Consider the following 25,053-nt stretch of genomic DNA (forward strand, 5'->3'; position numbering starts at 1 on the left):
TCCGGACTCTCGGGAGGAGGTGAGGGAGCGTGGATCCCACCGAGCTGCTGAGCATGCTCGCGCAGTCGTTGGCCAAGGTCAGCGCCGACCGCCCCTTGGCGACCCGGCTCTGCGAGGCCTGCGTCGACATCCTCCGGGCGCAGGGCGGCGCCCTGACCGTCTCGGCGGCACCGGGAGAACGGTTGGGGGTCAGCACACCGGGGACGTTCGAGCGGCTCGAACCTCTGCAGGAGGTCCTGGGCGAGGGACCTGTGCACCAGGCCTTGGCCGAGGACCGGGTCGTCGTCATGCGGGTCGACGGCGCGACGAGCGCCTACCCCGTCTTCTCCCAGGTCGCGGGGTCCGTCGGGGGCGAGGTGACGCTGTACGCGGTCCCGATGCGCGCGGGCGGACGCGTCGTCGGGGTGTTCAGCCTCTACCTGACGGCGGACTCGTTGGCCCGGAGCCAGGAGGACCTGCAGTTCCTCGCCGACGCTGTCGGCGCATCCCTGCTGGGAGACGTCGAGTCGCTCGACTGGTCCGAGAAGGCGCAGATCCACCAGGCCACCGGCATGGTGATCGCCGAGCTGCGCCTCTCTCCGGAGGACGCGCTCGCGGTGATCCGCGCACACGCCTTTGCGCGGTCGGCGACTCTGCAGTCGGTGGCGGAGGACGTGCTCGACCGACGGTTGACGTTCTCGCTCGACGAGTCGACCCGCGACACCCCCGAACGAACCGAGGAGCCATGACGCCGCGCACACCTGCCGACTCGCTCGCCGACGCAGCGTCCGCCCTGGTGCGCGAGCACGACATCAGCGACCTTCTCGTCCAGCTCGTCCGTGACGCCGCGCAACTGACCGGCAGCAGCACGGCCGGGTTGCTCGTCCGTCCGTCGGGCGGCTCCCGCCTCGAGGTCCTGGCGGCGACCGATCACGTCACGTCCCATCTGGAGCTCTACCAGGCGATGCAGGACGAAGGCCCGTGCGTGGAGGTGTGCGCCACCGGCCGAGCCGTCACGGCGTCGGAGCCGACGATCCTCGCCCGCTGGCCGGTCGTCGGCCCGGCGATCCTGAGCGCCGGTCTTCGGCACGTGCACACCTACCCCCTCACCTGGCGAGGGAACGTCCTGGGCGGGCTGAACATCTTCGGGCGCGACACCGGTCTTCCCGACGAGGAGGCCGTCCGCATGGCGTACGCGTTCGCCGACATGGTGACGCTGGTCGTCGCCCAGCCGGAACGGGACCCGGAGGGCGAGATCGACCGTCGCCTGGCCCGGGCGCTGCGGGGGCGGGTGGTCATCGAGCAGGCCAAGGGGGTGCTGGCCCAGCGCCTGGGCGTCGACCAGGCCACCGCCTACGAGCTCCTCCTCGCCGAGCGGGACCAGAAGGGCACGACGCTGACCGCCGCGGCGGAGCGGGTCGTCGCCGAGGCGTACGGACCCTGACGGCCCTGCCCCTGCCGGGAGGGCCGTCGTCGGTTCTCTCCGTCCACTGCCTTGGCGTCGCCCCTCGGCGCCGCTAGTCTCGGGAGCGCGGTCAAGGAGGCGCCGTGGACACCCCGGTGAAGGAGCTCCCTTGTCTCGACCGGACCACGCCACTCCCCTCGAACCGTTCGCCGCCGCTCAGGTTCTCCGTTCGCTCCGTGCCACCGCAGAGGGCCATCGCGACGTCGAGCAGGCCAAGGGCATCATCCGCCTCGCTCTGGACCTCGGCGACGACGAGGCGTTCGAGGTGCTCCGCCACTACTCCTACGCGACGAACACGCCGGTCCGCGAGCTCGCCGCCCGGCTGGTGCAGCACGCGCAGACGACCTCGGTACCGCACGAGAGGCTGTCTCCCCTCCTCGACGCGCTGGAGGAGGCCGCGAGCCGTGTCAGGCCGGCGAGATCACGGACGGTCGCGATCCGGCCCGACTCCTGATCTCCGTCCGCCGCCGCCCCCGACCCGCCCGGTGGCGTCGACGGCGGACAGGACGACGCTCGGGGACCACCATCGGCGCGACAAGATCACGCACGTCGACCACGAGCGGATCGTCGGTCCGACGACGACGACGCGCATGCCCTCACGCGGCACCGAGACCCGATGCCCGCAGGGTTCACCGGGGCCGGCGCTCGCGGCGCTCAGGACCGGACCAGGACGGAGGACGATCGCCGCAGCACGACGACCAGGGCGCTCGCGACGAAGTAGTCGTCGCCCGACCGGTCCCGCGCGTCGCGCACGATGCCGCGCAGCCGCTCGACGGCCCCGGCGAACGCACGGCGCGGGCCGTCGTCACGAGCGTCGTCCTGCGCGGTGTCGTCGTGCCCTGCGGCATCCAGCAGCGCGTCGGCGAAGGAACGCAACGTCGCGGCGAGCTCGGGGCGCAGCCGCGGGCCCAGCGCGACCCGGGTGCGACCCGTGTGCTCCCAGTCGAGGAGAAGGCGCACGATCTCGTCGACGACGCCCGCTGCCGTCCCGAGCTCCTCGGCGCGGCGAGACTGGGTCCGCGCGCGGCCACCGTGGCGCCAAGCACGAGGATTGCCCCGCGACGCCTCGCCCGACCGTGCGACCGCTGCCCGCGCGACCTCGGCCGTGGGCCACATCTCCCGTCGGCGGCGCTCCCACACGTCGGGCTCGAGCGGCCCTTCGTCCTCGAGCGAGCCCGCGAGGTCCCGGAGCTCGTCCGCGAGAGCGTCCCGCAACCGGTCCAGCGCGAGCTCCGACGGCGTGAGGTAGAGCGGCGGCAGGAGGACGTTGACGGCGGTCCCGATGACGGCACCGAGGACGATCAGGCCGGCGTACGCGCCGACGTACTCGGCGTCCTGCCCACGGCCGAGGACGAGCACGAAGATCGCGGAGTTCGCCACCCAGACGCCCGACTCTCCGAACACCCGCCAGCCTGCGCACAGCAGCGCGACCCCCACCACCAGCGCGATCGACAGGGCGCCCGTGGGGAGCACCGCGTCGGCAGCGAGGGCGACTCCCGCCCCGAGCACCAGAGCCGCGATCGTCTGGAGCGACTCCCGCGCCGACCGCGCCAGGGTGCTCGTGGTGGCGACGACCGCGCCGAGCGGCGCGTAGTAGGGGTAGTCGGAGAACGGTGCGGGCAGCACGACCGCCACCGTCCATGCGAGGGCCGCGGCGATCGCGCCTCGGAACGCCAGCGACCAGCGCGGGTGCAGCACCCACGCACGGTGCAGGGCGACAGGGAGGCGCCGCGACACCGTCATCCGAGCTCCGGCGAGAGCTCGGCATACCCCGGGGACCGCCGGACGTGTCCGCCCGGTGCCGCCACCGCCAGGCCCACCGCCACGGCAGCCGTCATCACGGTCCTCCTCCCCGTCGAGATCTCACGCGCCGATGCTGCACACTCGGCTCGGCGAGAACCTGGCCCACGCCGCCGAGAGGCGCCACGTCGAAAGGTCGGCCGGGCGGGACCGGCTCGGCGACGTCAGCTCGCCGCCGACGCCTCGGCCGCGGTCTCACCGGCGTCAGGGCCGGGGCCGGGCGCCTCGAGGAACGCGGTCAGCTCCTCGGGAGTCGGGAAGACGGTCATGCCGGGACGAGCGAACCAGTCGACCAGCCAGACGGCCACGTCGCGCACGGGGACGTTGGACAGGTTCGAGGCGACACGCAGTCGGTCGAAGGCCTCCTCCGGCTCGAGCGCCAGGCCGACCATCAGCACGCCCTTGGCCTGCTCGATCGAGGCCCGCCGCTCCGCCGACGCCCGGATGGCTGCGGTCGCCTCCTTCTGTGCCACGTCCCGGTTCACGTCGGTCACGTCGATGAAGTAGCCGAACAGCTCGGTGACCTTGCGGCTCCCGGGATCCCGTCGGCACTGGCCGGTGACGGCGAGGGTGCGGACCTTGCCCTGCGCGTCGACGATGCGGTGCACGGAGCTGAATGGCTCGCCGTCCTCGGCGGCCGTCCTCAGGATGCTGTCGACGCGCTCCCGGTCGTCGGGATGCTTGTGCGCGAGCATGAGCTCCGTCGTCGGCACGACCTCGCCCGGGGCAAACCCGTGCATCTCGAAGATCTCGTCCGACCACGCCCACCTGCCGCTGGCGAGGTCGAGACGAAATCGTCCCACCGGCGGCTCCACGCCGGGGACGAGTGCGGCTTCGAGCACCTTCTCCGACGACTGCTCCTGGTTCACACGTCCCCTTCCCGAAGTGGTTCTAGCGTCACTCTGCGCCTTCGTGGACCCGATGCCAACCCCCCCCCGCGACCCGGGACCACCGGTACGGCGCAAGAAGACGACGAATTCTAGCCTGCGACCACCCGAGAGACCTCGTCCACGGGTTGTCCTCGTCTGCGTCGCGGAGGCGCCCTGATCACGGGCCGACGCGCGAGCCTCGGCTCTCGTCGCTAGCGTCGAGCCGTCGATCACGGAGGAGGCACGATGACGGTGAAGGGTCTGGAGTCCAAGGTCGCGCTGGTCACGGGCGCGGGGTCGGGCATCGGACGTGCCACGGCGGTGCTCCTCGCCCGCGAGGGCGCCACGGTGGTCGCGCTCGGGCACCGGCAGGAGAGCGCCGACGACGTCGCCGACGAGATCCGTCGCGGCGGCGGCACCGCGCTCCCGGTGTCGGCCGACGTCGCGGACGCCGGTGCGGTGCGCGACGTGCTCGCCCTGGTGGGGCGGGACCTCGGCCGGCTCGACGCCGTCGTCGCGAACGCCGGCGTGAACGGCGTCTGGGCCCCGCTCGAGGAGCTCGCGCCGGAGGAGTGGGCCAGCACGATCGCCACGAACCTCACCGGCACGTTCCACACCGTGCGGTTCGCGGTGCCCCTGCTCGTGCGGCAGGGCGGCGCGGTCGTCGTCGTCTCGTCGATCAACGGGACCCGCACGTTCAGCAACTCCGGCGCCTCCGCCTACGCGGCGAGCAAGGCGGGCCAGGTGGCGTTCGCGCGCATGGCCGCCGTCGAGCTCGGGCCGCGCGGCGTCCGCGTCAACTCCGTGTGCCCGGGGGCGATCGACACCGAGATCGGCGACAACACCGAGCAGCGGCACACCGACGACCTCGGCGTGCCCGCCGAGTTCCCGGACGGGCAGATCCCGCTCACGGGCGAGGCGCCGGGCGTCGCCGCGCAGGTGGCCGAGACGATCGCCTACCTCGTGTCCGACGCGGCGAGCCACGTGACCGGCACCGAGGTGTTCGTCGACGGGGGGCAGTCGCTCATCGCGTGATCACCGGCAGGACCGCGGACTGCTTGGTGAGCACCGACCTGACAGCACGAAGCGACGCCCGCTCGGCGCGCAGGCGGATCCCGCGCAGCATGCGTCGGGTCATCACCAGCGTGACCGGCTCGCCGAGACGCGTGGCGAACCGCAACGCGGGACTGTCCGGGATCTCGGTGCGCGCTCGGGACAGGAGTCGGCAGGAGCCGTCGGGGCGTGAGATGACGTGGAAGGACCACACGCCGTTCCAGGGGTGTTCCGGAGGGCTCTGGCGCAGCACGAGCGTCCGCGGCGGATCGACGCGGGCGACGGTGAACGCGTAGCCGGACGGCATGCCCGCATAGCCCTCCGGCACGACGACGAGCCGATCGCCAGGCGACAGCTGCTGCCACTGCGGTCGGACCTGGTCCGTGCTGTGGATGTCGAGCCCGAGCAGGTTCTCGGCCCAGTCGTAGCTGTACATCCCCCCGCGGTCCTGCCCGATCTGCACGAGCCACGACCAGATCGTGGTAGCGGGCGCTGCGACCGTGATCCCCAGGGTCGTGGACTCGGCCGGTTCGGGCACGAGCCCGTCTCCGGGAAGGCGCTCCATGATCTCGCCGTCCGAGGCACCCCAGTGGCGGTGGATGTGCAGCACGTGCGCGCCGAGCCCGAGGGCGCTCACGGACATCAGCAGCCTGCGCCGGCCCGAGATCGCCTCACCAGGTCGAGTCACCACGCGGCACCACCTCCGACCCGCCGTCGACGACGACCGCCGGGGCGGCTCGATGCTCGATCTCGGCGATGTCGTCCTCGGTGGCACCCAGGAGCTGGTCTGCCAGTTCGCGGAGGGCCCTGCTGGCGGCAAGCTCCTCGCCGATCTCGGTCACGCCGACGTCGCGCGGGCTTCGCCGTGCTTCACCGCGTCCCTCGAGCGACGTCCCGCTCGACGTGGTCAGGTGCGCGTGGGCGGCGGTGACGACGCCGTCGCCGCCCGGGTCGTCGGCGTCGAAGAGCTGGATCGCGACCTTCCAGGTGTGCGTCATGGGGGCTCCCGTCGTTGCTCGTCAGCGGCACGCGCCGCGCGTGCCGGCTCCCCCGTTCCGCCGATCGTCCGTCCGGTCCCGGCGACGGGCACAGGGTCGTCGGACCGAACCGCACCGGGGACTGCGTCCCGCCCGTTCGTGACCAACGGCCCTGTCGTCCTCCTCACCGCCCTGCCAGCGTGAAGACCTCGCGCCAGGCGAGGGTCCGGGCGGTCGATCGGCCCGGCCTGACGGGCGCGACGTCATCGCGGAGAGGACACGACGGGTGGACGAGCAAGAGATGAGGCTGGTCGACCATCCCGGACAAGCAACCGTCGGGGTGGGTCCCGCCGTGGAGGCGTCCCGGTCGCCGCAGAACCTCGGAAGGACAGCATCATGAACTCCGTCGGACACCCCGCACCGGTCGTCGTCGCCGTGGACGGGACGGAGCGCAGCGCCGGCGCCGTCCGGTACGCGGTCCACGAGGCACGACGACGCAGGACGGGACTCAGGGTGGTCCACGTCGCACCGGCCGCACTCCCGGTCGGCGGGTCCATGCCGTACATGGACTATCCGCCCGACGCGCTGATCGAGGTGGCACAGAAGGTCCTCGACGAGGCCGTCGCCGGGATCCGTGCGACGGATCCGAACCTCACGGTCGAGGGTGCGCTGCGTCAGGGTCGGCGTGCGGTGGAGATCGCCGTCGACGCCGCCACGGGCTGCCTGGTGGTGCTCGGCCGGGAGACCCGGCACGGCATGGACCGCGTCTACGTGGGCACGACCACGGCGGGGGTGGCCGCGCGGGCGTCCGTGCCGGTGGCGGTGATCGACGGCGACTGGCAGCCGACCGAGCACGGACGCGTCCTGGTCGGCATCGAGCCGGCCTCCGGAGAGGTCCTGTCCTACGCGTTCCCGCTCGCCGCGGCCCGCCACGCGATGCTGCAGGTGATGCACGTGTGGAAGGTGCCCGACCCGTACGCCGGCCTGGATCACGAACGGTCCGTGACCGGCGAGTGGGTGATCGCCGCGACCCGGCTGCTCGAGTCGACGGTGGCCGACTGGCGCACCGGCTTCCCGGACGTCGAGGTGGAGATCTCGGTGGTGCCGGGCCAGCCTGCACACACGCTCGTCGACGCCGCGGCGAGCGCGGACGTCCTGCTCCTCGCCCGGCGCCGGCGCGACATCGAGCACCCGGGGCGTCTCGGCCCCACCACGCGAGCGGTCCTCGGCCACGCGGGCGGCGCACCGGTCGAGGTGGTGCCGCTGACGGGGGTCCCGACGCACGCCCCGCTCGTCCTCGAGCGCTTCGGCGAGATCCTCAAGAGCTGACCGGCGGGCCGGTGACCACCGCGCGCACCCCCGCGACGGTCCGCGCGAGCGACGACGCCAGGCGGAGGTCGGCAGCGGACCCGCCCGTGACGTGCACGGTGCCGTCCTCGACCACGCACCCGCACTCCTCGAGGCCGGCACCCCGCAGCTGTGCCGTGACGTCGGCGGCGACCTGCTCGTCCGTGCGGGCCAGGGCGCGCACGACGTCGCTGCGACTGAGCATCCCGACCACACGCCTGCCCAGGACGACGGGGACGGAGTGGATGCCACGGGCGAGCATCGTGCCGACGAGGCTCGCGACGTCCTGGTTCGGCGCCGCCGTGATCACCGGGCGTGTCATGACGTCGCCCACCTGCGGGTCGGCGGCGGGAAGGCCGTCGTCGGCACGGGCCCTCCCGTCGCGTCGAAGGGTCGACCGCGGGTCCCGGGCGACCCCGCTCGCCAGCAGGTCGCCCTCGCTGACGATCCCCACCAGCTGCCCGTCGTCGTCGACGACGGGCAGCGCGGTGATCGCACGGTGACCGAGCTCGCGCAGGGCGTGCTCGGTGCGGGCTCGGCGCTCGATGGTGACGACGGGGGTGGTCATGATGTCGGCGGCCAGCACGGCGGTCCTCCTGTGGCGTCCGGGACGACCGGCCGGCGCGTCCCTTCCCGCCCAGCCTGGGTGCGCCGCCAGGTCGGGGACAGGGGCCACCGGCCCGGCGCGGACGGGACCTTGGACCCCGCCGGGTCGGGTCGGCGGCCACTTCCGGCGGCGAGAGCCGACGCGGTCTTCTGAGATGAACGCACCAGCCCTACCGGTCACCGGAAGGACCGTGATCACCGTGTCCGCCCTTGTCGTGTACGAGTCGAGCTTCGGCAACACCGAGGCCGTCGCCCGGGCGATCGCCGACGGCATCGCGCAGCACATGCCCGCACGGGTCGTCTCGGTCGCGGACGCGACGTCCGAGGCGTCCGACGACGAGACGCTGGTCGTCGTCGGCGGCCCCACCCACGCGTTCGGCATGAGCCGCGAGGGCACGAGGCGTGAGGCGCAGGAGCGTGGCGGCCACGCGTCCGGGGTCGAGGAGGGTGTCCGCGAGTGGGTCGCGCGCCTGCCGGCCGACCGCGCCGACCGGCTCTACGCCACGTTCGACACCCGCGTGACCAAGGTCCAGCACCTGCCCGGGTCCGCTGCTCGCGCGGCCGCGCGAGCCCTGCGCCGCAGCGGCCACGACCCGGTGGGCGACCCCGAGTCGTTCTACGTCGCGGACGTCGAGGGCCCGCTCCTCCCCGACGAGCTGGGCCGCGCCCGCGACTGGGGCGGGGCACTCGCGCGAGCGGCCACCGAGATCTGGGCCAGGACGTAGCCTCCTCGAGGACACGCTCTGCTGGCTACGACGCACAGCTGCTGGCCCCTGTGCCGAACCAGCGCGCGAGCCAACGCCGCATCTGTGCGATCTCCGCGGCGGCACGGATCGAGCGGGATCATCGGCGTGTGGTCGTCACTCATGACGAGCCCCTCTCGACGGACGACCGTCGGTGCGCCGACGCGGCGCTCTTCCCGTGCTGCTCGTCTCGGCGCAGCACGTCCTCGATGTCTCGACGTGGCGTCGAGGGCCCACCGGACCCGTATCCGAACCGCACCAGCATCTGGGCCCTGGCGGTCAGCTGGAACGCCTCCTCGACCTCGGCCCGGGTCGCCGAGTTCTCCAGCACGCGCGTGGCGAACGACGCGTGGATCCCCCGGGCCGTCGCGACCAGCAGCATGCGCTCGAGCGCTTGACCGGCGACGAGCCAGTGGCCGGCGTCGTCACCGGGCGTCGTGACGACCGCGGTGGTGCCGATGCTCTCGAACGTCCGTGCGCCGCTGGCCTCGTCCCGCGCGACGGGTCGCAGACCGATGACGGGCCCCTGGAACCAGCCGCCCATCGCATCGGTCGGCACGCCCTCCGGACGACCGCGGTCGCCGCCCAGCCATGCACCGTCCTCGCGCAGGTGCCCTTCCTCTCTCACGGCGAGCGCCTCGGCCCTGCGCATGCTCGACACGAGGTGGCCTCGCGCAGCCTCGCGAGGTCCGAGGAAGACGACGCCGGCTTGCTCGAGGGTGGCGGCACGCCGCAGGAGCTCGACGTCACCGCGGTCCAGAGGTCGCGACGTGACGGAGCCACGAGCCGTATGACGAGCGACGATCGCCGCGAACAGGCCGGCGTTGAAGAATCCGGGTGCCGCGAGGTCGTTCAGGGTGATGCGGGCCGCCAGCAGGGGGTCGTCGGGGTCCGGCACGAGCTGGGCATGGGCGTCCAGGCCTTCGTGCGCGGCAGCCACACGCAGGTTCATGATGAACGCCCCGCAGCTGATGAACATCTCCCGACCCGTCGGGTCGTTGAGGCGGAGCTGCCGCGACGCGTCCGCGCGCACGACCAGGTGCCGTCGATCCTCGATCCGGACCAGCCACGGTTGCGTGTTGTGCACGCTGGGCGCCCGACCGCCGGCGTCGACGATCCGTGCGATGACCTCGTCGCGCCCCATGCGTGACCACCTCCGTCAGCGCCTCCGGGTGCAGCGGGGGGAGCCGGATCCCGGTGGCGTCCGGTCCTACGCTCCCGGGGTCGGCACTCCGGGGCCAGAGGCGAAGGTCCTGCCGCGGCGGCCCATGGACCTGACGCGCAGGGTCCTCCTGCCCTAACGGGCAGGTGCTGCCGATGGTTCTCTGAGGTCGTGGCGCCCCCGATTCGTGGCGGCGCCACGACAGATGGTTCGTCGCCCACCATCCGCCGCACCGACGGAGGAGTCGCCATGGACGTCCTCGACGCCCGGATCGAGCGGATCTTGCGCGCCGCCGGCCGTGCGCCGAGCGTGCACAACACCCAGCCGTGGCAGGTGAGCGTGCGCGGCAACCACCTCACCGTCCGAGCCGACCCGTCCCGGCAGCTGCGGCACTCCGACCCGCGAGGGCGGGAGATGTTCATCAGCTGCGGAGCGTTCCTGTTCAACGCCCGGATGGCCGCCCGACGTGAGTCCCTGACGCCGATCGTCACCGTGCTGCCCGACCCCGACGACCCACTTCTGGTCGCCGTGCTCGAGCTGGGGCCGGGCCTCGACCCCGACATGGACGAGCTCGAGCTGGCGGTGGCGATCGCGCGCCGCGTGACGGCCCGCAGCCCGTTCGACGACCAGCCGCTCGACGCGGACGTCCTGCAGGCGATCCAGATCGCCGCGCACGACGAGGGGGCCGTGCTGCGTCTCGTCCAGCCCTCGGAGCCGGGACGCACAGAGGTCATGTCGCTGGTGCGGCGGGCCGAGGCGCTGGCCGCCGAGGACCCCACCGCCCGCGACGAGGAGAGGGCGTGGACGGACGTCGCGGACGACCGCCGCGACGGCATCCCGCGGGAGCTGCTCGGGCCCTGGTCGTCCGACGACAAGGCACCGGTCCGCCGTTTCCTCGCCAGCGCCGACAACGCCGAGTTCGAGCACCGTTCGACGATGGCGGTCCTCCTGACCGACGAAGACGCGCCCCGCGACTGGATCGCCGCGGGCCAGGCCCTCGAACGCCTCCTGCTGGTGGCGACCACGTACTTCGTCCGTGCATCGTTCGCGACCACGGTCCTGGAGAACCCGACCACCCGCCACGACCTGCGACGGGCGCTCTCGCTGGACGCGTCGCCGCAGATGCTCATGCGACTCGGGTACGGCACGTCGCCACGACACACCCTCCGCCGCAGCGTCGGCGGATCACCCACGACCGTCTGAGGGACCGGAGCACACCATGGGCACCACGACAGGCCGTCCGATCGTCGTCGGGATCGACGGATCTCCGGAGGCGTCTCGTGCCCTCGCGTACGCCGTGCGTCAGGCGGAGCGTGACCGCTGCTCGTTGTGGCTGATCAACGCGATCCACGAGATCGTCCCGGTCGGTCCGATGCTTCCTCTGATCAGCGGCGACCCGCTCGTCGACGTCGGGCACCAGCTGCTCGCGGAGGCCCGTGACGTCGTGGAGGACCTCTCCGACGGCACGGTCGGCGTCCGGCTCCAGGCGGCGCTCGGCCCCGCGGTCGAGGTCCTCGCCGCTGCCGGCGGCCAAGCGCGCCTCGTCGTGCTCGGGCACCGCTCCGCCTCCCTCGTCGCGCGAATGTTCACCGGCAGCACCGCTTTCGGCGTCGTCGCGCGCGCGACCTGCCCCGTGGTGAGCGTGCCGCACGACTGGACTCAGGAGGCCGACTCCCACCGCGTCGTCGCCGCCGTCGACGGGTCACGCAGCTCGGCCGACGTCCTCGCTCACGGCTTCGCCGTCGCCGCGCAGCGGTCCGCGCGGCTCGAGATCGTGCACTGCTGGCGGCTGGACCCGTTCTACAGCTACCTGGTCGACGAGTGGTCGGTCCAGGAGGAGTGGGGCGTCCAGGCACACGGCATCATCGACGGCCTCATCGACGCGGCGGCTCGCACCCACCCCGACGTGGCGTACGAGCTCCACCTGGAGTACGCCAACATCGCCGAAGCCCTGGTCCGCTGCTCCTCCGGCGCCGACCTCATGGTCATGGGACGCCACGGGCACGGTGCCCTGGGGTCCCGGATGATCGCGGCCGTCCTCGGCAGCGTGACCCGTGCCGTGCTCCAGCATGCGCACTGCCCGGTCGAGGTCGTCCCTCCTCGCCCGCCGATGGAGGCGTCCCGCGAACCCGCTGTGGCGGACCAAGCGCGGACACCCGCCGTCGAGGGCCCCCTCTCCCCACCCGATGCCGTCGCACCCGTCGGCGGCCCGTCATCAGGAGGCACGTCATCATGAGCACGTACGAGAGTCGTCACGAGGCTCCTGCAGCCTCGACCCCCGCAGCAGCGGACCTCGCCGTCGAGCCCATCGGGATCTCCCCGGGCGCGGGACGGGCATTGCGCTACGTCGGTGCCGTCATCCGGCTCAGCCTCGGTTGGATCTTCCTGTGGGCCTTCCTCGACAAGCTCTTCGGCCTCGGTCGAGCGACCCCGCCCGAAGGCGCGTGGCTCGATGGCGGTCAGCCCACCGCGGGCTTCCTCGGGAACGCGACCGCCGGTCCGCTCGCCGGCTTCTACCAGGGACTCGCCGGCCAGGCGTGGGTCGACTGGGTCTTCATGATCGGCCTGCTCGGGATCGGGATGGCGCTGCTGCTCGGCATCGGGATGCGGATCGCGGCCGTGGCCGGGGCGCTGATGCTGGTCCTCATGTGGTCGGCCGTGCTGCCGCCGGAGAACAACCCGTTCATGGACGACCACCTGATCTACGCGCTGGTGCTGGTCGCCCTCGCCCTCGGCGACGCGGGACGCACGCTCGGTCTCGGCGCCCGGTGGCAGCAGACGTCGTGGGTGCGGCGCTGGCCCGTCCTGGTGTGAGGCAGCACGACCGCCCTACGCTCGTGACGTGGAGAAGACCTCGGCCGAGGTGCAGGACGCCATCCTGCACGCGGTCAGCGGCTTGGCGTCCGACTTCAACCTGCGCGACCTGCTGGTCGGTGTCGTGCGGGCCGCCTGCGACCTGTCCGGGGCCCGCTACGGCGCGCTCGGCGTGATCGGCAGCTCCCGCAGGCACCTCATCGAGTTCGTGACCGAGGGCATCAGCGACGAGGAGCACGCGCGGATCGGGCACCTGCCGACCGGGCGCGGCCTCCTGGGACACCTCATCGCCCATGAGCAGTCGTTGCGTCTCGACGACCTGACGAGCCATCCGTCCTCCGCGGGGTTCCCGCCCGAGCACCCGCCGATGACGACGTTCCTCGGCGTCCCGGTCCGGGTGCGCGGGCGCGTCTTCGGCAACCTGTACCTCACCGACAAGACGACCGGCGCGACGTTCACCCCCGAGGACGAGAGCGCCGTCACCGCGCTGGCGGGCCTCGCCGGCCTGGCCATCGACCACGCGCGCCTCCTCATGACCGCCGAGCGCCGCGCTCGCTGGCTCGAGGCCACGGCCGCCATCCCCGCGGCGGTCCTTCGCGCGTCCGGGACGGACGACGCGGTCGACATCGTCCTCCGCGAGTGCCTGCGCGCGTCGGGCGGTCTGACCGCCATGGCGATCGCCCCCGACCCGGACGCGCCCGGGACGTTCACCGTCCGCGCCGCGGTCGGCGACCTCGGGCGTCGTCCCGAGCGCACCCTGACAGACCTCCGCCCCGCTCTCATGCTCGCGATGGCCAGCAGCGAGACGCGGTGGGCCGACCTTCCCGACGATCGCGGTGCCGTCATGACCCGGCTGTCGATCGACACGGTCACCCGCGGGGCGCTCGTCATCGTGCTCCCTCGGCGAGGCGACGCGGAGGACCTCGCCGAGGACTCCGACGTCGTCGCCAGCTTCGCCGGCCAGGCCTCCCTCGTCCTCGAACGACGGCACACCCGCGCCATGCAGCAGGAGATCGCCGTGCTCGCGGAACGCAACCGCATCGCGCGCGAGCTGCACGACGGCGTCACCCAGCGGTTGTTCGCCCTGGGCCTGCAGCTCACCGCCGTCGAGCGGCGGTCCCCCCCCGACATCCGGGAGCGCCTGCACGCGGTGACGGCCGACCTCGACGCCACCATCCGCGAGGTCCGCCAGTCGATCGTCGACCTCCGCCCGCCGAGCCGGCAGCAGCACTCCCTGCGGGCCAAGGTCCAGGCGGTCCACTCGGAGTACGCCCGTGTCCTGGAGCATGCTCCGGTGCTGCGGATCGACGGGCCCGTCGACACCCTCGTCGACCCCGCCCTGCACCACCACGTCGTCGCCGTCCTGCGCGAGGGACTCTCGAACGCCGCCCGGCACGCCGCCGCGACCACCGTCCGGGTCGAGGTCGCCGCCACCCCGGGCGAGCTGACCTGCACGGTCAGCGACGACGGCGTCGGCTTCGACGCCGCGGCCGCGCGCAGCGGGCTGGTCAACCTTGCCGACCGGGCGGCCGAGCTCGGCGGAACGTTCGAGATCAGTGCACGCCAGCCGCGCGGCAGCATGATCGTCTGGCGGGTCCCGATGGGGGGCGCTCCTGGCCACAGCCCCGACCGGGCGGGCTAGCGTCAGCCCCGGCGGTCGGACGTGCCGAGCAGCCGCGTCGCCAGCACCGCGGCCTGCGTCCTCGATTCCAGGTCGAGCTTCGTCAGGATGTTCGACACGTAGTTCTTCACCGTCTTCTCCGACAGGAACATCTGCGAGGCGATCTGCCGGTTCGTCAGCCCCTCGGCGATCAGCGTCAGAACCCTGTGCTCCTGCTCGCTCAGCACCGCCAGGGCGGGCGCCTCGGCGGGCCCCGCGCGGAGACGTTCGAGCACGCGCGACGTCAGGGCCGGGTCGATCAACGACTGACCGGACGCGACCCGACGCACCGCGTCCACCACGTCCGAGCCCGTGATCAGCTTGAGCAGGTAACCGGACGCCCCCGCCATGATCGCCGAGAACAGCGCCTCGTCGTCGTCATAGGACGTGAGCATCAACGCCCGGAGCCCGGGCATCGCGGAGTGCAGCTCACGGCACACCTCGATGCCCGAACCGTCCTGCAGCCGCACGTCGAGCAGCGCCACGTCCGGCCGGCACCGCGGGATCTCCCGCATCGCCTCGACGGCCGAACCCGACTCCCCCACCACCTCGAGATCCTCCTCGGAGTCGAGGAGCCCACGCAGGCCACGACGCACCAGCTCGTGGTCGTCGAGGAGAAAGACCCGGACGGGCGTCATGCCCCCGTTCTACTCCGCTGCCGGGTCGACCACCATCGGTACCGAGGTGCGCCCCGCCCAGGATCTGGACAGCGCCACATTCCACGAGTACCCGTTCGCCGCGTCGAGAGGCGACAGCGACGGAGCCGATCTCGTTACGGCTCCCGTCCGCCAGCGACGAGGACTGGACCTCCACCTTCCGGGCACAGCCCGGGAGTCCGACCTTCTGCGCCGCGACCATGCGCCGCACACCAGCTCGTCGCGCCGCAGTGCAGGTCGGGCAGGGGCCACGTCAGAGGTCGCCGCCGATGGCCTCGCCCGAGATCCCTGGAACGGACGGCTGCGATCCCGGTGGGACCGACGGCGAGGCTTGTCCGAACGTCTCAGGGTCGACCGGGCGTTGCACCCTGGGCAGATTCCTCTCGACCACCAGCAGGTACGACTCGGTGACAAGATCCTCCACCAGCTGCGAGTCGATCCCGTCGCCCGGGTTCAGCGTGATCCAGTGCCGCTTGTTCATGTGATAGCCCGGCGTGATCTCCGCGAACGCCTCCCGCAGCACCGCACCGTCGGCCGGTGTGGCCTTCACGATCACGATCGGCTCGCCGGTGACACGCGTGTGGAGCATGAACACCTTGCCCCGCACCTTGAACACTTCCCAGTCGGGGCCGAACGGGTGCTCAAGGTGGGTGCCTGGCAGCTCCGCGGTCCGGGCAGCGGCAAGGTTCTGGATGGTCGTCCCGTCCAACTCGCACCCTCCGACGCTCGGGATCCGCGCGGCCAGTCTAGGTGGAGCGGGTAGGGCACTCCCCGTGGACGGCCGGAGCATCGGACAGCGCGCCGGGTTCGCTCCGACTCATCGATGAGACGAAGAGCCGCCATGATCACGACGCGAGGGTGCTCGGCACCGCCGTGAGCCATCCCTTCCACCGCTGCGGTGTGACACGGGGCCAACAGGCTGCATCGGTCTATGTCAATATAGAGGCATGTCAATACCGCAGGTCTATCAGGTTGTCATCGCGGGCTCGGGCCCGGCCGGTTCCGCGTACCGCGAGCTCGGCCTGCCGGAGGAGAAGCAGCTGTCGGGCCGCGGTGTCTCCTGGTGCGCCACCTGCGACGGGTTCTTCTTCCGCGACCAGCACATCTCGGTCGCCGGTATCTCGGGCGAGGACAAGGTCGCCGGCATCACGCTGCGCGACACGGTGACCGGTGAGGAGCGCGAGCTCGACACCACCGGGCTGTTCGTCGCCATCGGGCACGACCCGCGGACCGACCTGATCAAGGGCCAGGTCGACCTGGACGACGAGGGCTACATCCTCGTCCAGGGGCGGTCCACCCGCACCAACCTTCCCGGCGTCTTCGCCTGCGGCGACGCCGTCGACCACACCTACCGCCAGGCGATCACCGCCGCCGGCTCGGGGTGCTCCGCCGCGCTCGACGCCCAGGCGTACCTCACCGAGGTCGCCGAGGGCGAGCAGGGCCTGGCCGGCACCCCGGCGGCGCCCAACCCCGACGGTCTCCCTGCCGCCCTCGCCGACGCCGACGCGCGGGAGGTGGCTCGGTGAGCGACGCAGCGACCCCGCGGACCGACGCCGTCCGGCGCCTGTCCACCCTGGACCGCTGGCTTCCCGCCTGGATCGGCCTGGCCATGATCGGTGGCCTGCTGGTGGGCCGGTTCGTCCCGGGCCTGTCCGACGTCCTGGCCTCGATGGAGATCGGCGGCATCTCGGTCCCGATCGCCCTCGGCCTGTTGGTGATGATGTACCCGGTGCTGGCCAAGGTCCGCTATGACAAGGTCGCCGCCGTCACCGGGGACAAGAAGCTGCTCGTCTCCTCGCTGGTCCTGAACTGGGTCATCGGCCCGGCGCTGATGTTCGCCCTGGCCTGGGCGTTCCTGCCCGACCTGCCCGAGTACCGCACCGGCCTGATCATCGTGGGCCTGGCCCGCTGCATCGCGATGGTCGTGATCTGGAACGACCTCGCCTGCGGGGACCGGGAGGCCGCCGCCGTGCTGGTGGCGATCAACTCCGTGTTCCAGGTCGTGGCGTTCTCGCTGCTCGGCTACTTCTACCTGACCGTGCTGCCCGGCTGGCTCGGCCTGGACACCCAGGGACTGGACGTGTCCGTCGGGCAGATCGCGCTCAACGTGCTGGTCTTCCTCGGCATCCCGCTCGTGGCCGGGTTCGCGTCCCGCTGGATCGGCGAACGGACCAAGGGTCACGACTGGTACGAGGAGCGGTTCGTCCCGCGCATCGGCCCGTGGGCGCTGTACGGGCTGCTGTTCACGATCGTGCTGCTGTTCGCCCTGCAGGGCGACGCCGTGACCTCGAACCCGCTCGACGTCGTGCGCATCGCGCTGCCGCTGCTGGTGTACTTCGCCGTCATGTGGGGCCTCGGCATGGTGCTCGGCAAGCTCCTGACTCTCGGCTACGCCCGCACCACCACGCTGGCGTTCACCGCGGCGGGCAACAACTTCGAGCTCGCGATCGCCGTCGCCATCGGCACCTTCGGCGCCACCTCCGGTGAAGCGTTGGCCGGGGTCGTCGGCCCGCTCATCGAGGTACCGGTCCTCGTGAGCCTGGTCTACGTGTCCCTGTGGGTAGGACGACGCTGGTTCGCCGTCGACCCCTCCTCCCTCGAGGTACCCGCACGAGAGCTGGACGAGGTGAGGTCATGACCACCACCGACACGACCGAGTCGCACGCGATCGGCACCGAGGCAGCAGCCGTGGTCGCGGCCACGCTCAAGGCCCTGGCCGAGCCGCTGCGGCTGCGCATGCTGTCCTTCGTCGCCACGGCGCCCGCCGGCGAGGCGTGCGTGTGCGACCTGGCCGAGCTGACCGACGTGTCCCAGCCCACGGTGTCCCATCACCTCAAGGTGCTGCGCGACGTCGGCGTGCTCGCCTCCGAACGGCGCGGCACCTGGGTCTGGTACCGCATCACCCCCGGATACAAGCCCGCGATCAGCACCCTGCTCGAGTCGTTCGCCCCCGCCGCCCTGGACGCCCTGGGCGAGCACCCGCACCTGACCGGGCTCGAGGACGCCGACAAGGCACTCGACCGGCTCGCCGCCGACCTCGCGGCCACGCATCCCGACCTGGCCCGCGACGTCGTCCTGCGCACCGTGCGCGAGTCGTACACGGCGCTGGCCCGCTCGGCCAAGGTCTCGGCGCACCTGCTCACCCTCACCGACCGGTTCGCCCGGCAGCGCCTCGCCGACCTGACCCGTGACGCCGGTGCTACGACCGCGCCCCAGGTGCTGTTCGTGTGCGTCGCCAACGCCGGACGCTCCCAGCTCGCCGCCGCGCTCGTACGCCACTACGCCGGCGACCGGGTCGCGGTCCGCTCCGCCGGATCGACGCCGGCCGCGGACGTGCACCCCGCCGTGCGCCCCGAGCTCGCCGCCCTCGGCGCCGACGAGCCGTTCCCGAAGCCGCTGACCGACGACGCCGTCCGCGCCGCCGACGTCGTGATCACCATGGGCTGCGGCGACGTGTGCCCGGTCCTGCCCGGCAAGCGGTACGAGGACTGGCTCGTGGGCGACCCCGCGCTGGCCTCCCCGGCAGGCGTCGCGGCCATCCGCGACGAGCTCGACACCCGCGTGCGTGCCCTCCTGGCCGACCTGATGCCCGACCTCGACCTGCCCACCCCGTGAACGACCGACCTTCGGAGACCACCGTGACCGACACCCCCACCACCGCGAAGCCGTCCGCCCTGTTCGTCTGCGTGCACAACGCCGGCCGCTCCCAGATGGCCGCGGGCTTCCTGCGTGCGCTGTCCGGCGGTGCCGTCGAGGTCCGGTCCGCCGGCTCCATGCCCGCCGACAAGATCAACCCCGTCGCCGTCCAGGCCATGGCCGAGGTCGGCCTCGACATCACCGCCGAGCAGCCCAAGGTCCTCACCACCGAGGCCGTGCAGGCGTCCGACGTCGTGATCACCATGGGCTGCGGCGACGCCTGCCCGATCTTCCCCGGCAAGCGGTACGAGGACTGGCAGCTCGACGACCCGGCGGGCCAGGGCATCGACGCCGTGCGCCCCATCCGCGACGAGATCGAGCGCCGCATCCGCGAGCTGCTCGCGTCCCTCGACGTCCAGCCGGTGGACTGACCCGCACCGGATCCCCGCCAGAGCGCGACGGGCCGCAACCGGACAAGGTTGCGGCCCGTCGTGCGTTCTCGGCTCGGGAGGTCAGGCGGCGGCGCTGGCGCAGCAGGCAGCCGGCTCCCGCACGACCGGCTTGGCCCACGCCCGCGTCAGACCACCACGAATGCAGAGCGGGGTGCCCGGCCACCGGTCGACCTTGCGTCCGACCCGTTCGAGACGGCCGGCGTCGGCGAACCCGGCCCGCCGGTGCAGCGACAGGACGTCGTGGTCGTCGATGGCCGCGCCGCCCGTCATGTCGGCGGGGGTCGCGGCGCGCAGCGTGAGGCTCACGCGCCCTCGCCGTCGCCAGAAAGGCCATGCACGACGCCGGTCGCGAACCCGACACCTGCCGGGGCGCCGACGCCGAGCGTGACGAGCTGCGGCTCGGCCGGCGCGGTCCCGCAGCACGACCCGGCCGACGACTCGCCGTCGGCGGCCAGGGCCAGATCGCTGGAGCACACCCCCGTGGCGGGCAGGTTCAGCTCGACGGCGTCCGCGGACTCGCGGTCCCCGGCCAGCGCCGCGGCGACGGACCGCACCTGCTCGTACCCGGTCGCCAGGAGGAACGTCGGCGCACGGCCGTAGGACTTCATGCCCACCAGGTAGAAGCCGTCGTCCGGGTGGGACAGCACGGCCTCGCCGTGCGGGGGCACCGTCCCGCAGGAGTGCTGGTTCGGGTCGATGAGCGGCGCGAGCGCGCTCGGCGCCTCGACGACGGGGTCGAGGTCGAGGCGCACCTCGCGCAGCATGTCCAGGTCGGGGCGGAAGCCTGTGGCGTTCACGATCGCGTGCACGTCCAGCGCGAGGGGCTCGTCCTTCGCCGTGCCGAGCACCTGGACCGAGTCGCCGCCCGGCACGAGCTGCTCGATCGATACCCGGGTGAGGAGGCGCAGCCGACCGGCGTCCACGGCCTCACGCAGGCGTGTGCCCAGCAGCCCGCGAGCGGGGAGCTCGTCGTCGGTGCCGCCGCCGAACAGCCGGCGGGCGGAGCCGCCCCGGATCGCCCACGTGACCATGGTGCCCGGCGCCGTCTCGGACAGCTCCACGAGGCTCAGGAGCGTGTTCGCCGCCGAGTGACCCATCCCCACGACGAGGGTGTGGCGACCGGCGAAGCGGTCGCGGGCGGCGCCGAGAATGTCGGGCAGCGGGCCGGTGACGAACGGCGTCGCGTCGGCCTCGCCGGCCGCGGGCAGGCCGCTGACGCCCAGCGGGTTCGACGTCGAGAACGTGCCGGACGCGTCGATCACCGCGCGGGCGAGCACATCCTGCACACGTCCGTCGGCGCCCACCGTGCGCACGCGGTACCCGCGCCGCTCACGACCGAGCGAGCGCGTCTTGTCCGCACCGTCCCGCGCCACCGCGAGCACCCGCGTGCCCGTGCGTAGCCGCGAGGCGATCTCCGGCGTCGCCGCCAGAGGGGCGATGTAGCCCTCCACGAGCTCGGCACCCGTCGGCAGTGCGTCCAGGTCCGGCTCGACCCAGCCCGTCGGCTCCAGCAGACGGCGAGCCGCGCCGTCGACGTCGTACCGCCACGGCGAGAACAGCCGCACGTGGCCCCACGACCCGATCGCCGCACCGGCCTGCTCACCGGCCTCCAGAACCAGCGGCTCCAGGCCCCGCTCCAGCAGGTGCGCCGCCGCGGCCAGGCCCACCGGGCCGGCGCCGATCACGACGACCGGCAGCTCGTTCAGAGCAACCTCGCTCATCACCACTCCTCACATCGAGAACCATCGATACGGCGATCCTGGACCACCTATCGATGGATGTCAATCCATGCGAGGATGGGGGGCATGACCACGACCGTGCCCGCACCCCTGCCTCTCGCCGCGCCTGCGGACGGCGGCTGCTGCACGCCCACGCTCTCCCAGGCTGTCGAGCCTGAGGTCGCCCAGAAGCTCGCCCGGTCTTTCAAGGCCCTCGCCGACCCCGCCCGCGTCCAGCTCCTCGCGATCGTCGCCAACCAGCCCGGCGCGGAGGCGTGCGTCTGTGACCTCACCGAGCCCGTCGGCCTCTCGCAGCCCACCGTCAGTCACCACCTCAAGATCCTCGTCGAGGCCGGTCTGCTCGAGCGTGAACAGCGCGGCCGCTGGGCCTACTTCTCACTCGCACCCGGAGCCCTCGCCGGCCTCGTGGCATCGCTGTCGGCCGCAACGCAGGTCAACGCGTAGTCCGCGCACCTGGAGGTTTTGAAACCTCCAGAACCCGCTTCTGGCGCGCCTCAGAATCGGTGGGTTCCGACGATAATCATGCGGTGCCCAGGACCAACCCCGCCCTCGCCTTCACACAGATGGCAACCCCCGAGCAGGTCACTGCCGACCTGCGGCAGGCCATGGTCGGCTGCTGGCTGGAGGTGACCAACGCGGGAGGCGCAGCCGGGTTCCCCTTCCCGCCGGTGACGCTCGCCGATGTCACGCCGGTCCTCGACGCGATCATCCAGGACCTCGACCCCGATCGCAGCCGCCTGCTGACCGCGCACCATCATGGACGGTTCGCCGGCTGGGTCAACATCCGCCACGACGGCGGGAGGCTCACCGGCCACTGGGGCACCGTGCACCACCTCCAGACCCGCACGTCGATGCGAGGCCAAGGCATCGGAGCCGGCCTGATGAACGAGGTCCGCCGCATCGCTCGCGACGAGCTGACCCTGGAGCAACTACACCTCGCCGCGCGCGGCGGCGTCGGACTGGAGACCTTCTACGGACAGCTGGGCTGGACGGAGGTCGGCCGATGGCCCGACGCGCTCCGCGTCGCCGACGGCGAGGACCACGATGAGGTCCTCATGCTTCTTGCTCCACTGTGACCACCGGCCACTGGGGGCTGACACGTACGCCGTCGGCGCCGTCCGGATGGTCGTCGCGCGGTCGTGTCTGGTGGTGGCTAGGGTCGCAGCGTCTGTTCACCCGAGAGATGGGTCCGTGATGAGCCTGCAGCGTCCGTCGTACGAGTCCGCCGACGATCCGGGGGCCGTGCCGCCCGGCACCGTGATGACGGCGGAGTTTCGCGAGGGCTCTGGCGCGCGACGTGTACGTCTGGGGATGGCCGATCGTGAATGCCTTCCACCGCCGGGCCTCGTTCGCCGTCGCGCCCGAGCCGGGCCTGATGGGCGGCGTGCTGCCCGCCGCACCGACGGGGTACGTCGCGATGCTCAGCGGCTACATCGACCCGTCGCAGCGCTGGGTGGCGCACCCGAACCAGGACGTCGTGTACGGGTTCGGGTACGGCGCGGTCGACGACGACCCTGTGGTGCTGCAGATCCCCGACTTCGGTGACCGGTTCTGGGTGTGCGCCCTGTACGACGCGCGCAGCGAGGAGTTCTCCACCCTCGGGCGCCAGTACGGCACCGAGCCGGGAAACTACCTGGTCGTGGGTCCGGGCTGGCAGGGCGACGTGCCGGACGGCATCACCGGGGTCCTGACCTCGCCGACCGAGCTCCTCGGGATGGGCCCGCGGGCGTTCCTCGACGACACGGACGAGGACCGGGAGGCCATCCAGGCCACGCTGAACAAGCTCGTGATCTACCCCCTGAGCCAGTACACCGGCGAGAAGAAGACCGTGGACTGGCGCCACGTACCGCACTTCCCGGCAGGCGCCGCCGGCGCCGCCGAGACGCGGTGGGTCGACCCGGAGACGTTCTTCGACGAGCTGCCGGACATCCTCGACCGCGTGCCCCCGCTGCCCGGCGAGGAGGCGCGCTACGCGATGATGCGGGCGCTGCTCGCCGCCGCTGCGGCCGAGCCGGACGTCGCAGCCGCGATCAAGGAAGCGGCCGTCGCGACGGAGACCGAGGTCGTCGCCCCGCTCTTCGACTTCCGCACCAACGGGCCGAGCCTCGCCGGGGGCTGGAACTCGCCGCCGAACGTCGCGCGCTGGGGCTTCGACTACCTGACGCGCACCGCGACCGCCAAGTCGAACATGTACGTCAACCAGCCCGAGGAGACGCGATACTTCTTCCTCGAGGTCGACAGCGAGGGTCGCCGGCTCAACGGCGACCACGACTACACGCTCACGTTCCCCGCCGGCCAGGTGCCGCCCGTGGACGGCTTCTGGTCGCTGACCCTGTACAACCCGGAACACTTCTTCGCCCCCAACGACCTCGGCCGCTACTCCCTCGGGACGAAGAACAAGGGGCTTCAGCTCGCCGCCGACGGGTCCTTGACGATCTACGTCCAGCACGAGGCACCCGCGTCCGAGCACGAGTCGAACTGGCTCCCCGCACCGCGAGGCGAGTTCGAGCTCACGATCCGCACCTACTGGCCCCGGCCCGAGGTCAACACCGGCGAATGGACGCCTCCAGCCGTGCACAAGCAGGCATAGCCGCCGCACGCCGCTCGGGCTCGCCGGCTTGTCGTAGCCGCGTCAAGAGGCGATCCCCGTACGTTTGCGGTGATGCACCGGGTGCACCGTCGAGCCGTGGATACCTCGCCGTCCCCGCGCCCCTGGGAGACGCCTCGGCGGTGCCGATTCGGTACCGCCGAGCGCTCGGCTGCCTCGAACCCGTGGGTTCCGACGTCGAAAAGCTCCCGCCAGTCACCGACCTGGGCAATTCGGGGAACTCAACGGTGCCGCGGACTCACGGCACCGCGCGACCTGCGCAAGCGCGTCTCCGCCGCGTCGGACAGGGCCACGAGATGGCCGCGCGTCGTCGATCGGCCCTTCGCGCTCGTCGTTCCCACGATCGTCCTGCTTCCCGGCGACGCCCGTGCGCCGTCGTCACGACGTAGGTGTGCTGTCGTGCCCAGGAGGCGCCTCTGGCTCCCCCGCCGGCGGCTCCGGAGTTCGTTCCCATTGCTCGCCGCCGGGTCCCGCAGGTCCACGTCCCTGCGACGCAGCGCCGGTGCCTCGCCGATCCGCAGGCCGGTCCAGCTCAGCAGGTCGGCCGGCGCGCGCAGGTGCTCGGGCAGGGCCTGCGCGAGGGCCTGGACCTCCGCCGCGCTGAGCACCACCGGCTGCGTGCCACGCGGCGACGTCGGCCACGGTGACCTCGTCGAGGTACGACCGGCCTTCGGGACGTCGGTCGAGCCACGTCGTTCACCCCCCTCAGCGAGGAAGGTGTGGTGCCAGCACCTCGACCCTGTGGGGGTCTGGTGGGGGTAGGAATGGCCCCGTGTGGGTGGAACCGTCCACTCAGGCCCACTGACGGCGGGCGCAGAACTGCAGGTCAGGGCCGCAGAAGAGGGGGTGGTGGGCCCGGAGGGACTCGAACCCCCGACATCCACGGTGTAAGCGTGGCGCTCTGACCAGCTGAGCTACAGGCCCTGGGCAGCGCAGGCAAGGATACCGGGCGCGAGGCCCTCCGTCCGACGGCGGTCACACTCCGGGACCCGACCTCCCGGATCAGATCTCGGCGAGCGCGTCCCGGTAGGCGTCCAGGTCACGGCGCTGCCCGCGCGGGTTCACGACCGACCACCGCACGATCCCGTCCGCGTCGACGAGGAAGGACCCGCGCAGCGCGTGCCCGTTGGTCGTGTCGAGGACGCCGTAGGCCTCGGCGACGGCGCCGTGCGGCCAGAAGTCGCTGAGCAGGTCGAAGCCGAAGCCCTCCTGCTCGTGCCACGCCTTGAGCGCGAACACGGGGTCGGTCGACACCGCCAGGAGCCGGACGCCGGCGGCCTCGAAGTCCTCGATGTTGTCGCGCAGCTCGCACAGCTCACCGGTGCAGATGCCCGAGAACGCGAACGGGAAGAACACGACGAGCACCGCCTCGCCGCGCAGGTCGGCGAGGTGCACGGGCGTGCCGTGCGTGTCCGGGAGCGTGAAGTCGGGCGCCGGGTCGCCCGGGCGCCACCGGACCTCGGGGGGCGCGCTCGTCACCGACCGGT

The 25,053-nt window shown here is 72.4% G+C and carries 27 protein-coding genes, 1 tRNA gene and 1 pseudogene; 17 read left to right on the forward strand and 12 right to left on the reverse strand.

What is annotated here, in order from left to right; all coding sequences use genetic code 11:
* Positions 1–29 precede the first annotated feature (29 nt).
* The 3 genes from ACQFYA_RS12720 to ACQFYA_RS12730 all read left to right on the forward strand — a co-directional run bounded on the left by ACQFYA_RS12720 (position 30) and on the right by ACQFYA_RS12730 (position 1,898).
* Positions 30–728, forward strand: coding sequence for a GAF and ANTAR domain-containing protein (locus ACQFYA_RS12720; RefSeq protein WP_499124674.1), 699 nt, complete (start codon positions 30–32; stop codon positions 726–728).
* Positions 725–1,423 (forward strand): GAF and ANTAR domain-containing protein, encoded by a 699-nt coding sequence (locus ACQFYA_RS12725; protein ID WP_499124676.1) that lies wholly within the window; start codon positions 725–727, stop codon positions 1,421–1,423. Before ACQFYA_RS12720 ends, ACQFYA_RS12725 begins: the two co-directional genes overlap by 4 nt.
* A 130-nt stretch (positions 1,424–1,553) precedes the next feature.
* Entirely contained in the window at positions 1,554–1,898 is a 345-nt protein-coding gene (locus ACQFYA_RS12730) for an ANTAR domain-containing protein (RefSeq protein WP_499124678.1), read from the forward strand.
* A 200-nt stretch (positions 1,899–2,098) separates the two neighbouring features.
* On the opposite strand, the gene ACQFYA_RS12735 is transcribed toward ACQFYA_RS12730, so the two are convergent.
* Both ACQFYA_RS12735 and ACQFYA_RS12740 read right to left on the reverse strand, forming a co-directional pair.
* Positions 2,099–3,187, reverse strand: coding sequence for an FUSC family protein (locus ACQFYA_RS12735; RefSeq protein ID WP_499124681.1), 1,089 nt, complete (start codon positions 3,185–3,187; stop codon positions 2,099–2,101).
* 221 nt (positions 3,188–3,408) lie between these two features.
* Positions 3,409–4,113: a PAS and ANTAR domain-containing protein gene (locus ACQFYA_RS12740; RefSeq protein WP_499124684.1), complete on the reverse strand. Its 705-nt coding sequence runs from the start codon at positions 4,111–4,113 to the stop codon at positions 3,409–3,411.
* Positions 4,114–4,359: 246 nt separating this feature from the next.
* Between ACQFYA_RS12740 and ACQFYA_RS12745 the strand changes: the two genes are divergently transcribed.
* On the forward strand, positions 4,360–5,148 hold the full coding sequence (locus ACQFYA_RS12745; protein WP_499124687.1) for an SDR family oxidoreductase: 789 nt from the start codon (positions 4,360–4,362) through the stop codon (positions 5,146–5,148).
* Here the strand turns inward: ACQFYA_RS12745 and ACQFYA_RS12750 are convergent.
* The gene (locus ACQFYA_RS12750; RefSeq protein WP_499124689.1) at positions 5,138–5,854 is read right to left on the reverse strand and encodes an SRPBCC family protein; all 717 of its coding nucleotides are present in this window, start codon (positions 5,852–5,854) and stop codon (positions 5,138–5,140) included. The genes ACQFYA_RS12745 and ACQFYA_RS12750 overlap by 11 nt on opposite strands.
* Entirely contained in the window at positions 5,838–6,164 is a 327-nt protein-coding gene (locus ACQFYA_RS12755; RefSeq protein WP_499124691.1) for a DUF1876 domain-containing protein, read from the reverse strand. Before ACQFYA_RS12755 ends, ACQFYA_RS12750 begins: the two co-directional genes overlap by 17 nt.
* A 375-nt stretch (positions 6,165–6,539) precedes the next feature.
* Between ACQFYA_RS12755 and ACQFYA_RS12760 the strand changes: the two genes are divergently transcribed.
* Positions 6,540–7,472, forward strand: coding sequence for a universal stress protein (locus ACQFYA_RS12760; protein WP_499124694.1), 933 nt, complete (start codon positions 6,540–6,542; stop codon positions 7,470–7,472).
* On the opposite strand, the gene ACQFYA_RS12765 is transcribed toward ACQFYA_RS12760, so the two are convergent.
* Entirely contained in the window at positions 7,462–8,076 is a 615-nt protein-coding gene (locus ACQFYA_RS12765; protein ID WP_499124697.1) for a CBS domain-containing protein, read from the reverse strand. The two genes, ACQFYA_RS12760 and ACQFYA_RS12765, sit on opposite strands and share 11 nt — an antisense overlap.
* Before the next feature lie 220 nt (positions 8,077–8,296).
* Here ACQFYA_RS12765 and ACQFYA_RS12770 point away from each other — a divergent pair, with 220 nt between their 5' ends.
* The gene (locus ACQFYA_RS12770; RefSeq protein ID WP_499124699.1) at positions 8,297–8,821 is read left to right on the forward strand and encodes a flavodoxin family protein; all 525 of its coding nucleotides are present in this window, start codon (positions 8,297–8,299) and stop codon (positions 8,819–8,821) included.
* Positions 8,822–8,960: 139 nt separating this feature from the next.
* Here ACQFYA_RS12770 and ACQFYA_RS12775 read toward each other — a convergent pair whose 3' ends face one another.
* Entirely contained in the window at positions 8,961–9,983 is a 1,023-nt protein-coding gene (locus ACQFYA_RS12775; RefSeq protein ID WP_499124701.1) for an Acg family FMN-binding oxidoreductase, read from the reverse strand.
* A 267-nt stretch (positions 9,984–10,250) separates the two neighbouring features.
* Here ACQFYA_RS12775 and ACQFYA_RS12780 point away from each other — a divergent pair, with 267 nt between their 5' ends.
* Genes ACQFYA_RS12780 through ACQFYA_RS12795 form a run of 4 tightly spaced genes read left to right on the forward strand, consistent with a single transcriptional unit; the run spans position 10,251 to position 14,457 of the window.
* Entirely contained in the window at positions 10,251–11,204 is a 954-nt protein-coding gene (locus ACQFYA_RS12780; protein WP_499124704.1) for an Acg family FMN-binding oxidoreductase, read from the forward strand.
* A gap of 16 nt (positions 11,205–11,220) precedes the next feature.
* Positions 11,221–12,237: a universal stress protein gene (locus tag ACQFYA_RS12785; protein WP_499124706.1), complete on the forward strand. Its 1,017-nt coding sequence runs from the start codon at positions 11,221–11,223 to the stop codon at positions 12,235–12,237.
* A complete protein-coding gene (locus ACQFYA_RS12790; protein ID WP_499124708.1) occupies positions 12,234–12,815 on the forward strand; it encodes a DoxX family membrane protein in 582 nt (193 codons plus the stop codon). Before ACQFYA_RS12785 ends, ACQFYA_RS12790 begins: the two co-directional genes overlap by 4 nt.
* Before the next feature lie 28 nt (positions 12,816–12,843).
* Positions 12,844–14,457: a GAF domain-containing sensor histidine kinase gene (locus tag ACQFYA_RS12795; protein ID WP_499124711.1), complete on the forward strand. Its 1,614-nt coding sequence runs from the start codon at positions 12,844–12,846 to the stop codon at positions 14,455–14,457.
* Positions 14,458–14,459: 2 nt separating this feature from the next.
* On the opposite strand, the gene ACQFYA_RS12800 is transcribed toward ACQFYA_RS12795, so the two are convergent.
* Positions 14,460–15,113 (reverse strand): response regulator, encoded by a 654-nt coding sequence (locus ACQFYA_RS12800; protein WP_499124714.1) that lies wholly within the window; start codon positions 15,111–15,113, stop codon positions 14,460–14,462.
* A 271-nt stretch (positions 15,114–15,384) separates the two neighbouring features.
* Positions 15,385–15,840, reverse strand: coding sequence for an MmcQ/YjbR family DNA-binding protein (locus ACQFYA_RS12805; RefSeq protein ID WP_499124716.1), 456 nt, complete (start codon positions 15,838–15,840; stop codon positions 15,385–15,387).
* Positions 15,841–16,129: 289 nt separating this feature from the next.
* Between ACQFYA_RS12805 and ACQFYA_RS12810 the strand changes: the two are divergent.
* From ACQFYA_RS12810 to ACQFYA_RS12825, 4 genes and pseudogenes are all read left to right on the forward strand, one after another.
* Positions 16,130–16,657 (forward strand): annotated as a pseudogene (locus ACQFYA_RS12810) (NAD(P)/FAD-dependent oxidoreductase); the annotation flags it as partial.
* Positions 16,654–17,769 carry an ACR3 family arsenite efflux transporter gene (gene arsB, locus ACQFYA_RS12815; protein ID WP_499124719.1) on the forward strand — a complete coding sequence of 372 codons (1,116 nt, stop codon included), beginning with the start codon at positions 16,654–16,656 and terminating at the stop codon, positions 17,767–17,769. The pseudogene ACQFYA_RS12810 and the gene arsB, both read left to right, overlap by 4 nt.
* The gene (locus ACQFYA_RS12820) at positions 17,766–18,746 is read left to right on the forward strand and encodes a metalloregulator ArsR/SmtB family transcription factor (RefSeq protein ID WP_499124721.1); all 981 of its coding nucleotides are present in this window, start codon (positions 17,766–17,768) and stop codon (positions 18,744–18,746) included. Before arsB ends, ACQFYA_RS12820 begins: the two co-directional genes overlap by 4 nt.
* Positions 18,747–18,769: 23 nt before the next feature.
* Positions 18,770–19,198 carry an arsenate reductase ArsC gene (locus tag ACQFYA_RS12825; RefSeq protein WP_499124723.1) on the forward strand — a complete coding sequence of 143 codons (429 nt, stop codon included), beginning with the start codon at positions 18,770–18,772 and terminating at the stop codon, positions 19,196–19,198.
* Between the two features lie 81 nt (positions 19,199–19,279).
* Here the strand turns inward: ACQFYA_RS12825 and ACQFYA_RS12830 are convergent, their stop codons facing one another.
* Positions 19,280–19,525, reverse strand: coding sequence for a hypothetical protein (locus ACQFYA_RS12830; protein ID WP_499124725.1), 246 nt, complete (start codon positions 19,523–19,525; stop codon positions 19,280–19,282).
* Positions 19,522–20,940: an FAD-dependent oxidoreductase gene (locus tag ACQFYA_RS12835; protein ID WP_499124726.1), complete on the reverse strand. Its 1,419-nt coding sequence runs from the start codon at positions 20,938–20,940 to the stop codon at positions 19,522–19,524. Before ACQFYA_RS12835 ends, ACQFYA_RS12830 begins: the two co-directional genes overlap by 4 nt.
* An 84-nt stretch (positions 20,941–21,024) precedes the next feature.
* On the opposite strand from ACQFYA_RS12835, the gene ACQFYA_RS12840 reads away from it, so the two are divergent.
* From ACQFYA_RS12840 to ACQFYA_RS12850, 3 genes are all read left to right on the forward strand, one after another.
* A complete protein-coding gene (locus ACQFYA_RS12840; RefSeq protein ID WP_499124728.1) occupies positions 21,025–21,402 on the forward strand; it encodes an ArsR/SmtB family transcription factor in 378 nt (125 codons plus the stop codon).
* A gap of 119 nt (positions 21,403–21,521) precedes the next feature.
* Complete coding sequence (locus tag ACQFYA_RS12845; RefSeq protein WP_499124730.1) at positions 21,522–22,034, forward strand: GNAT family N-acetyltransferase; 513 nt, start codon at positions 21,522–21,524, stop codon at positions 22,032–22,034.
* 245 nt (positions 22,035–22,279) lie between these two features.
* On the forward strand, positions 22,280–23,548 hold the full coding sequence (locus tag ACQFYA_RS12850) for a DUF1254 domain-containing protein (protein ID WP_499124731.1): 1,269 nt from the start codon (positions 22,280–22,282) through the stop codon (positions 23,546–23,548).
* Between the two features lie 865 nt (positions 23,549–24,413).
* Here the strand turns inward: ACQFYA_RS12850 and ACQFYA_RS12855 are convergent.
* Both ACQFYA_RS12855 and ACQFYA_RS12860 read right to left on the reverse strand, forming a co-directional pair.
* Positions 24,414–24,490 (reverse strand) — tRNA-Val (locus ACQFYA_RS12855).
* Between the two features lie 78 nt (positions 24,491–24,568).
* Positions 24,569–25,045, reverse strand: coding sequence for a peroxiredoxin (locus ACQFYA_RS12860; protein ID WP_499124732.1), 477 nt, complete (start codon positions 25,043–25,045; stop codon positions 24,569–24,571).
* Positions 25,046–25,053: the final 8 nt, after the last annotated feature.

This window comes from Promicromonospora sp. Marseille-Q5078, assembly GCF_050315395.1.
Taxonomy (GTDB): domain Bacteria; phylum Actinomycetota; class Actinomycetes; order Actinomycetales; family Cellulomonadaceae; genus Isoptericola.

Bases quoted from the DNA above. Each gene is read 5' to 3' on its own strand.
- ACQFYA_RS12835 (WP_499124726.1), bottom strand. From the start codon at position 20,940: ATGAGCGAGGTTGCTCTGAACGAGCTGCCGGTCGTCGTGATCGGCGCC.
- ACQFYA_RS12800 (WP_499124714.1), bottom strand. From the start codon at position 15,113: ATGACGCCCGTCCGGGTCTTTCTCCTCGACGACCACGAGCTGGTGCGT.
- ACQFYA_RS12840 (WP_499124728.1), top strand. From the start codon at position 21,025: ATGACCACGACCGTGCCCGCACCCCTGCCTCTCGCCGCGCCTGCGGAC.
- ACQFYA_RS12745 (WP_499124687.1), top strand. From the start codon at position 4,360: ATGACGGTGAAGGGTCTGGAGTCCAAGGTCGCGCTGGTCACGGGCGCG.
- ACQFYA_RS12755 (WP_499124691.1), bottom strand. From the start codon at position 6,164: ATGACGCACACCTGGAAGGTCGCGATCCAGCTCTTCGACGCCGACGAC.
- ACQFYA_RS12790 (WP_499124708.1), top strand. From the start codon at position 12,234: ATGAGCACGTACGAGAGTCGTCACGAGGCTCCTGCAGCCTCGACCCCC.
- ACQFYA_RS12845 (WP_499124730.1), top strand. From the start codon at position 21,522: ATGGCAACCCCCGAGCAGGTCACTGCCGACCTGCGGCAGGCCATGGTC.
- ACQFYA_RS12725 (WP_499124676.1), top strand. From the start codon at position 725: ATGACGCCGCGCACACCTGCCGACTCGCTCGCCGACGCAGCGTCCGCC.
- ACQFYA_RS12760 (WP_499124694.1), top strand. From the start codon at position 6,540: ATGAACTCCGTCGGACACCCCGCACCGGTCGTCGTCGCCGTGGACGGG.
- ACQFYA_RS12785 (WP_499124706.1), top strand. From the start codon at position 11,221: ATGGGCACCACGACAGGCCGTCCGATCGTCGTCGGGATCGACGGATCT.
- ACQFYA_RS12735 (WP_499124681.1), bottom strand. From the start codon at position 3,187: ATGACGGTGTCGCGGCGCCTCCCTGTCGCCCTGCACCGTGCGTGGGTG.
- ACQFYA_RS12820 (WP_499124721.1), top strand. From the start codon at position 17,766: ATGACCACCACCGACACGACCGAGTCGCACGCGATCGGCACCGAGGCA.
- ACQFYA_RS12775 (WP_499124701.1), bottom strand. From the start codon at position 9,983: ATGGGGCGCGACGAGGTCATCGCACGGATCGTCGACGCCGGCGGTCGG.
- ACQFYA_RS12780 (WP_499124704.1), top strand. From the start codon at position 10,251: ATGGACGTCCTCGACGCCCGGATCGAGCGGATCTTGCGCGCCGCCGGC.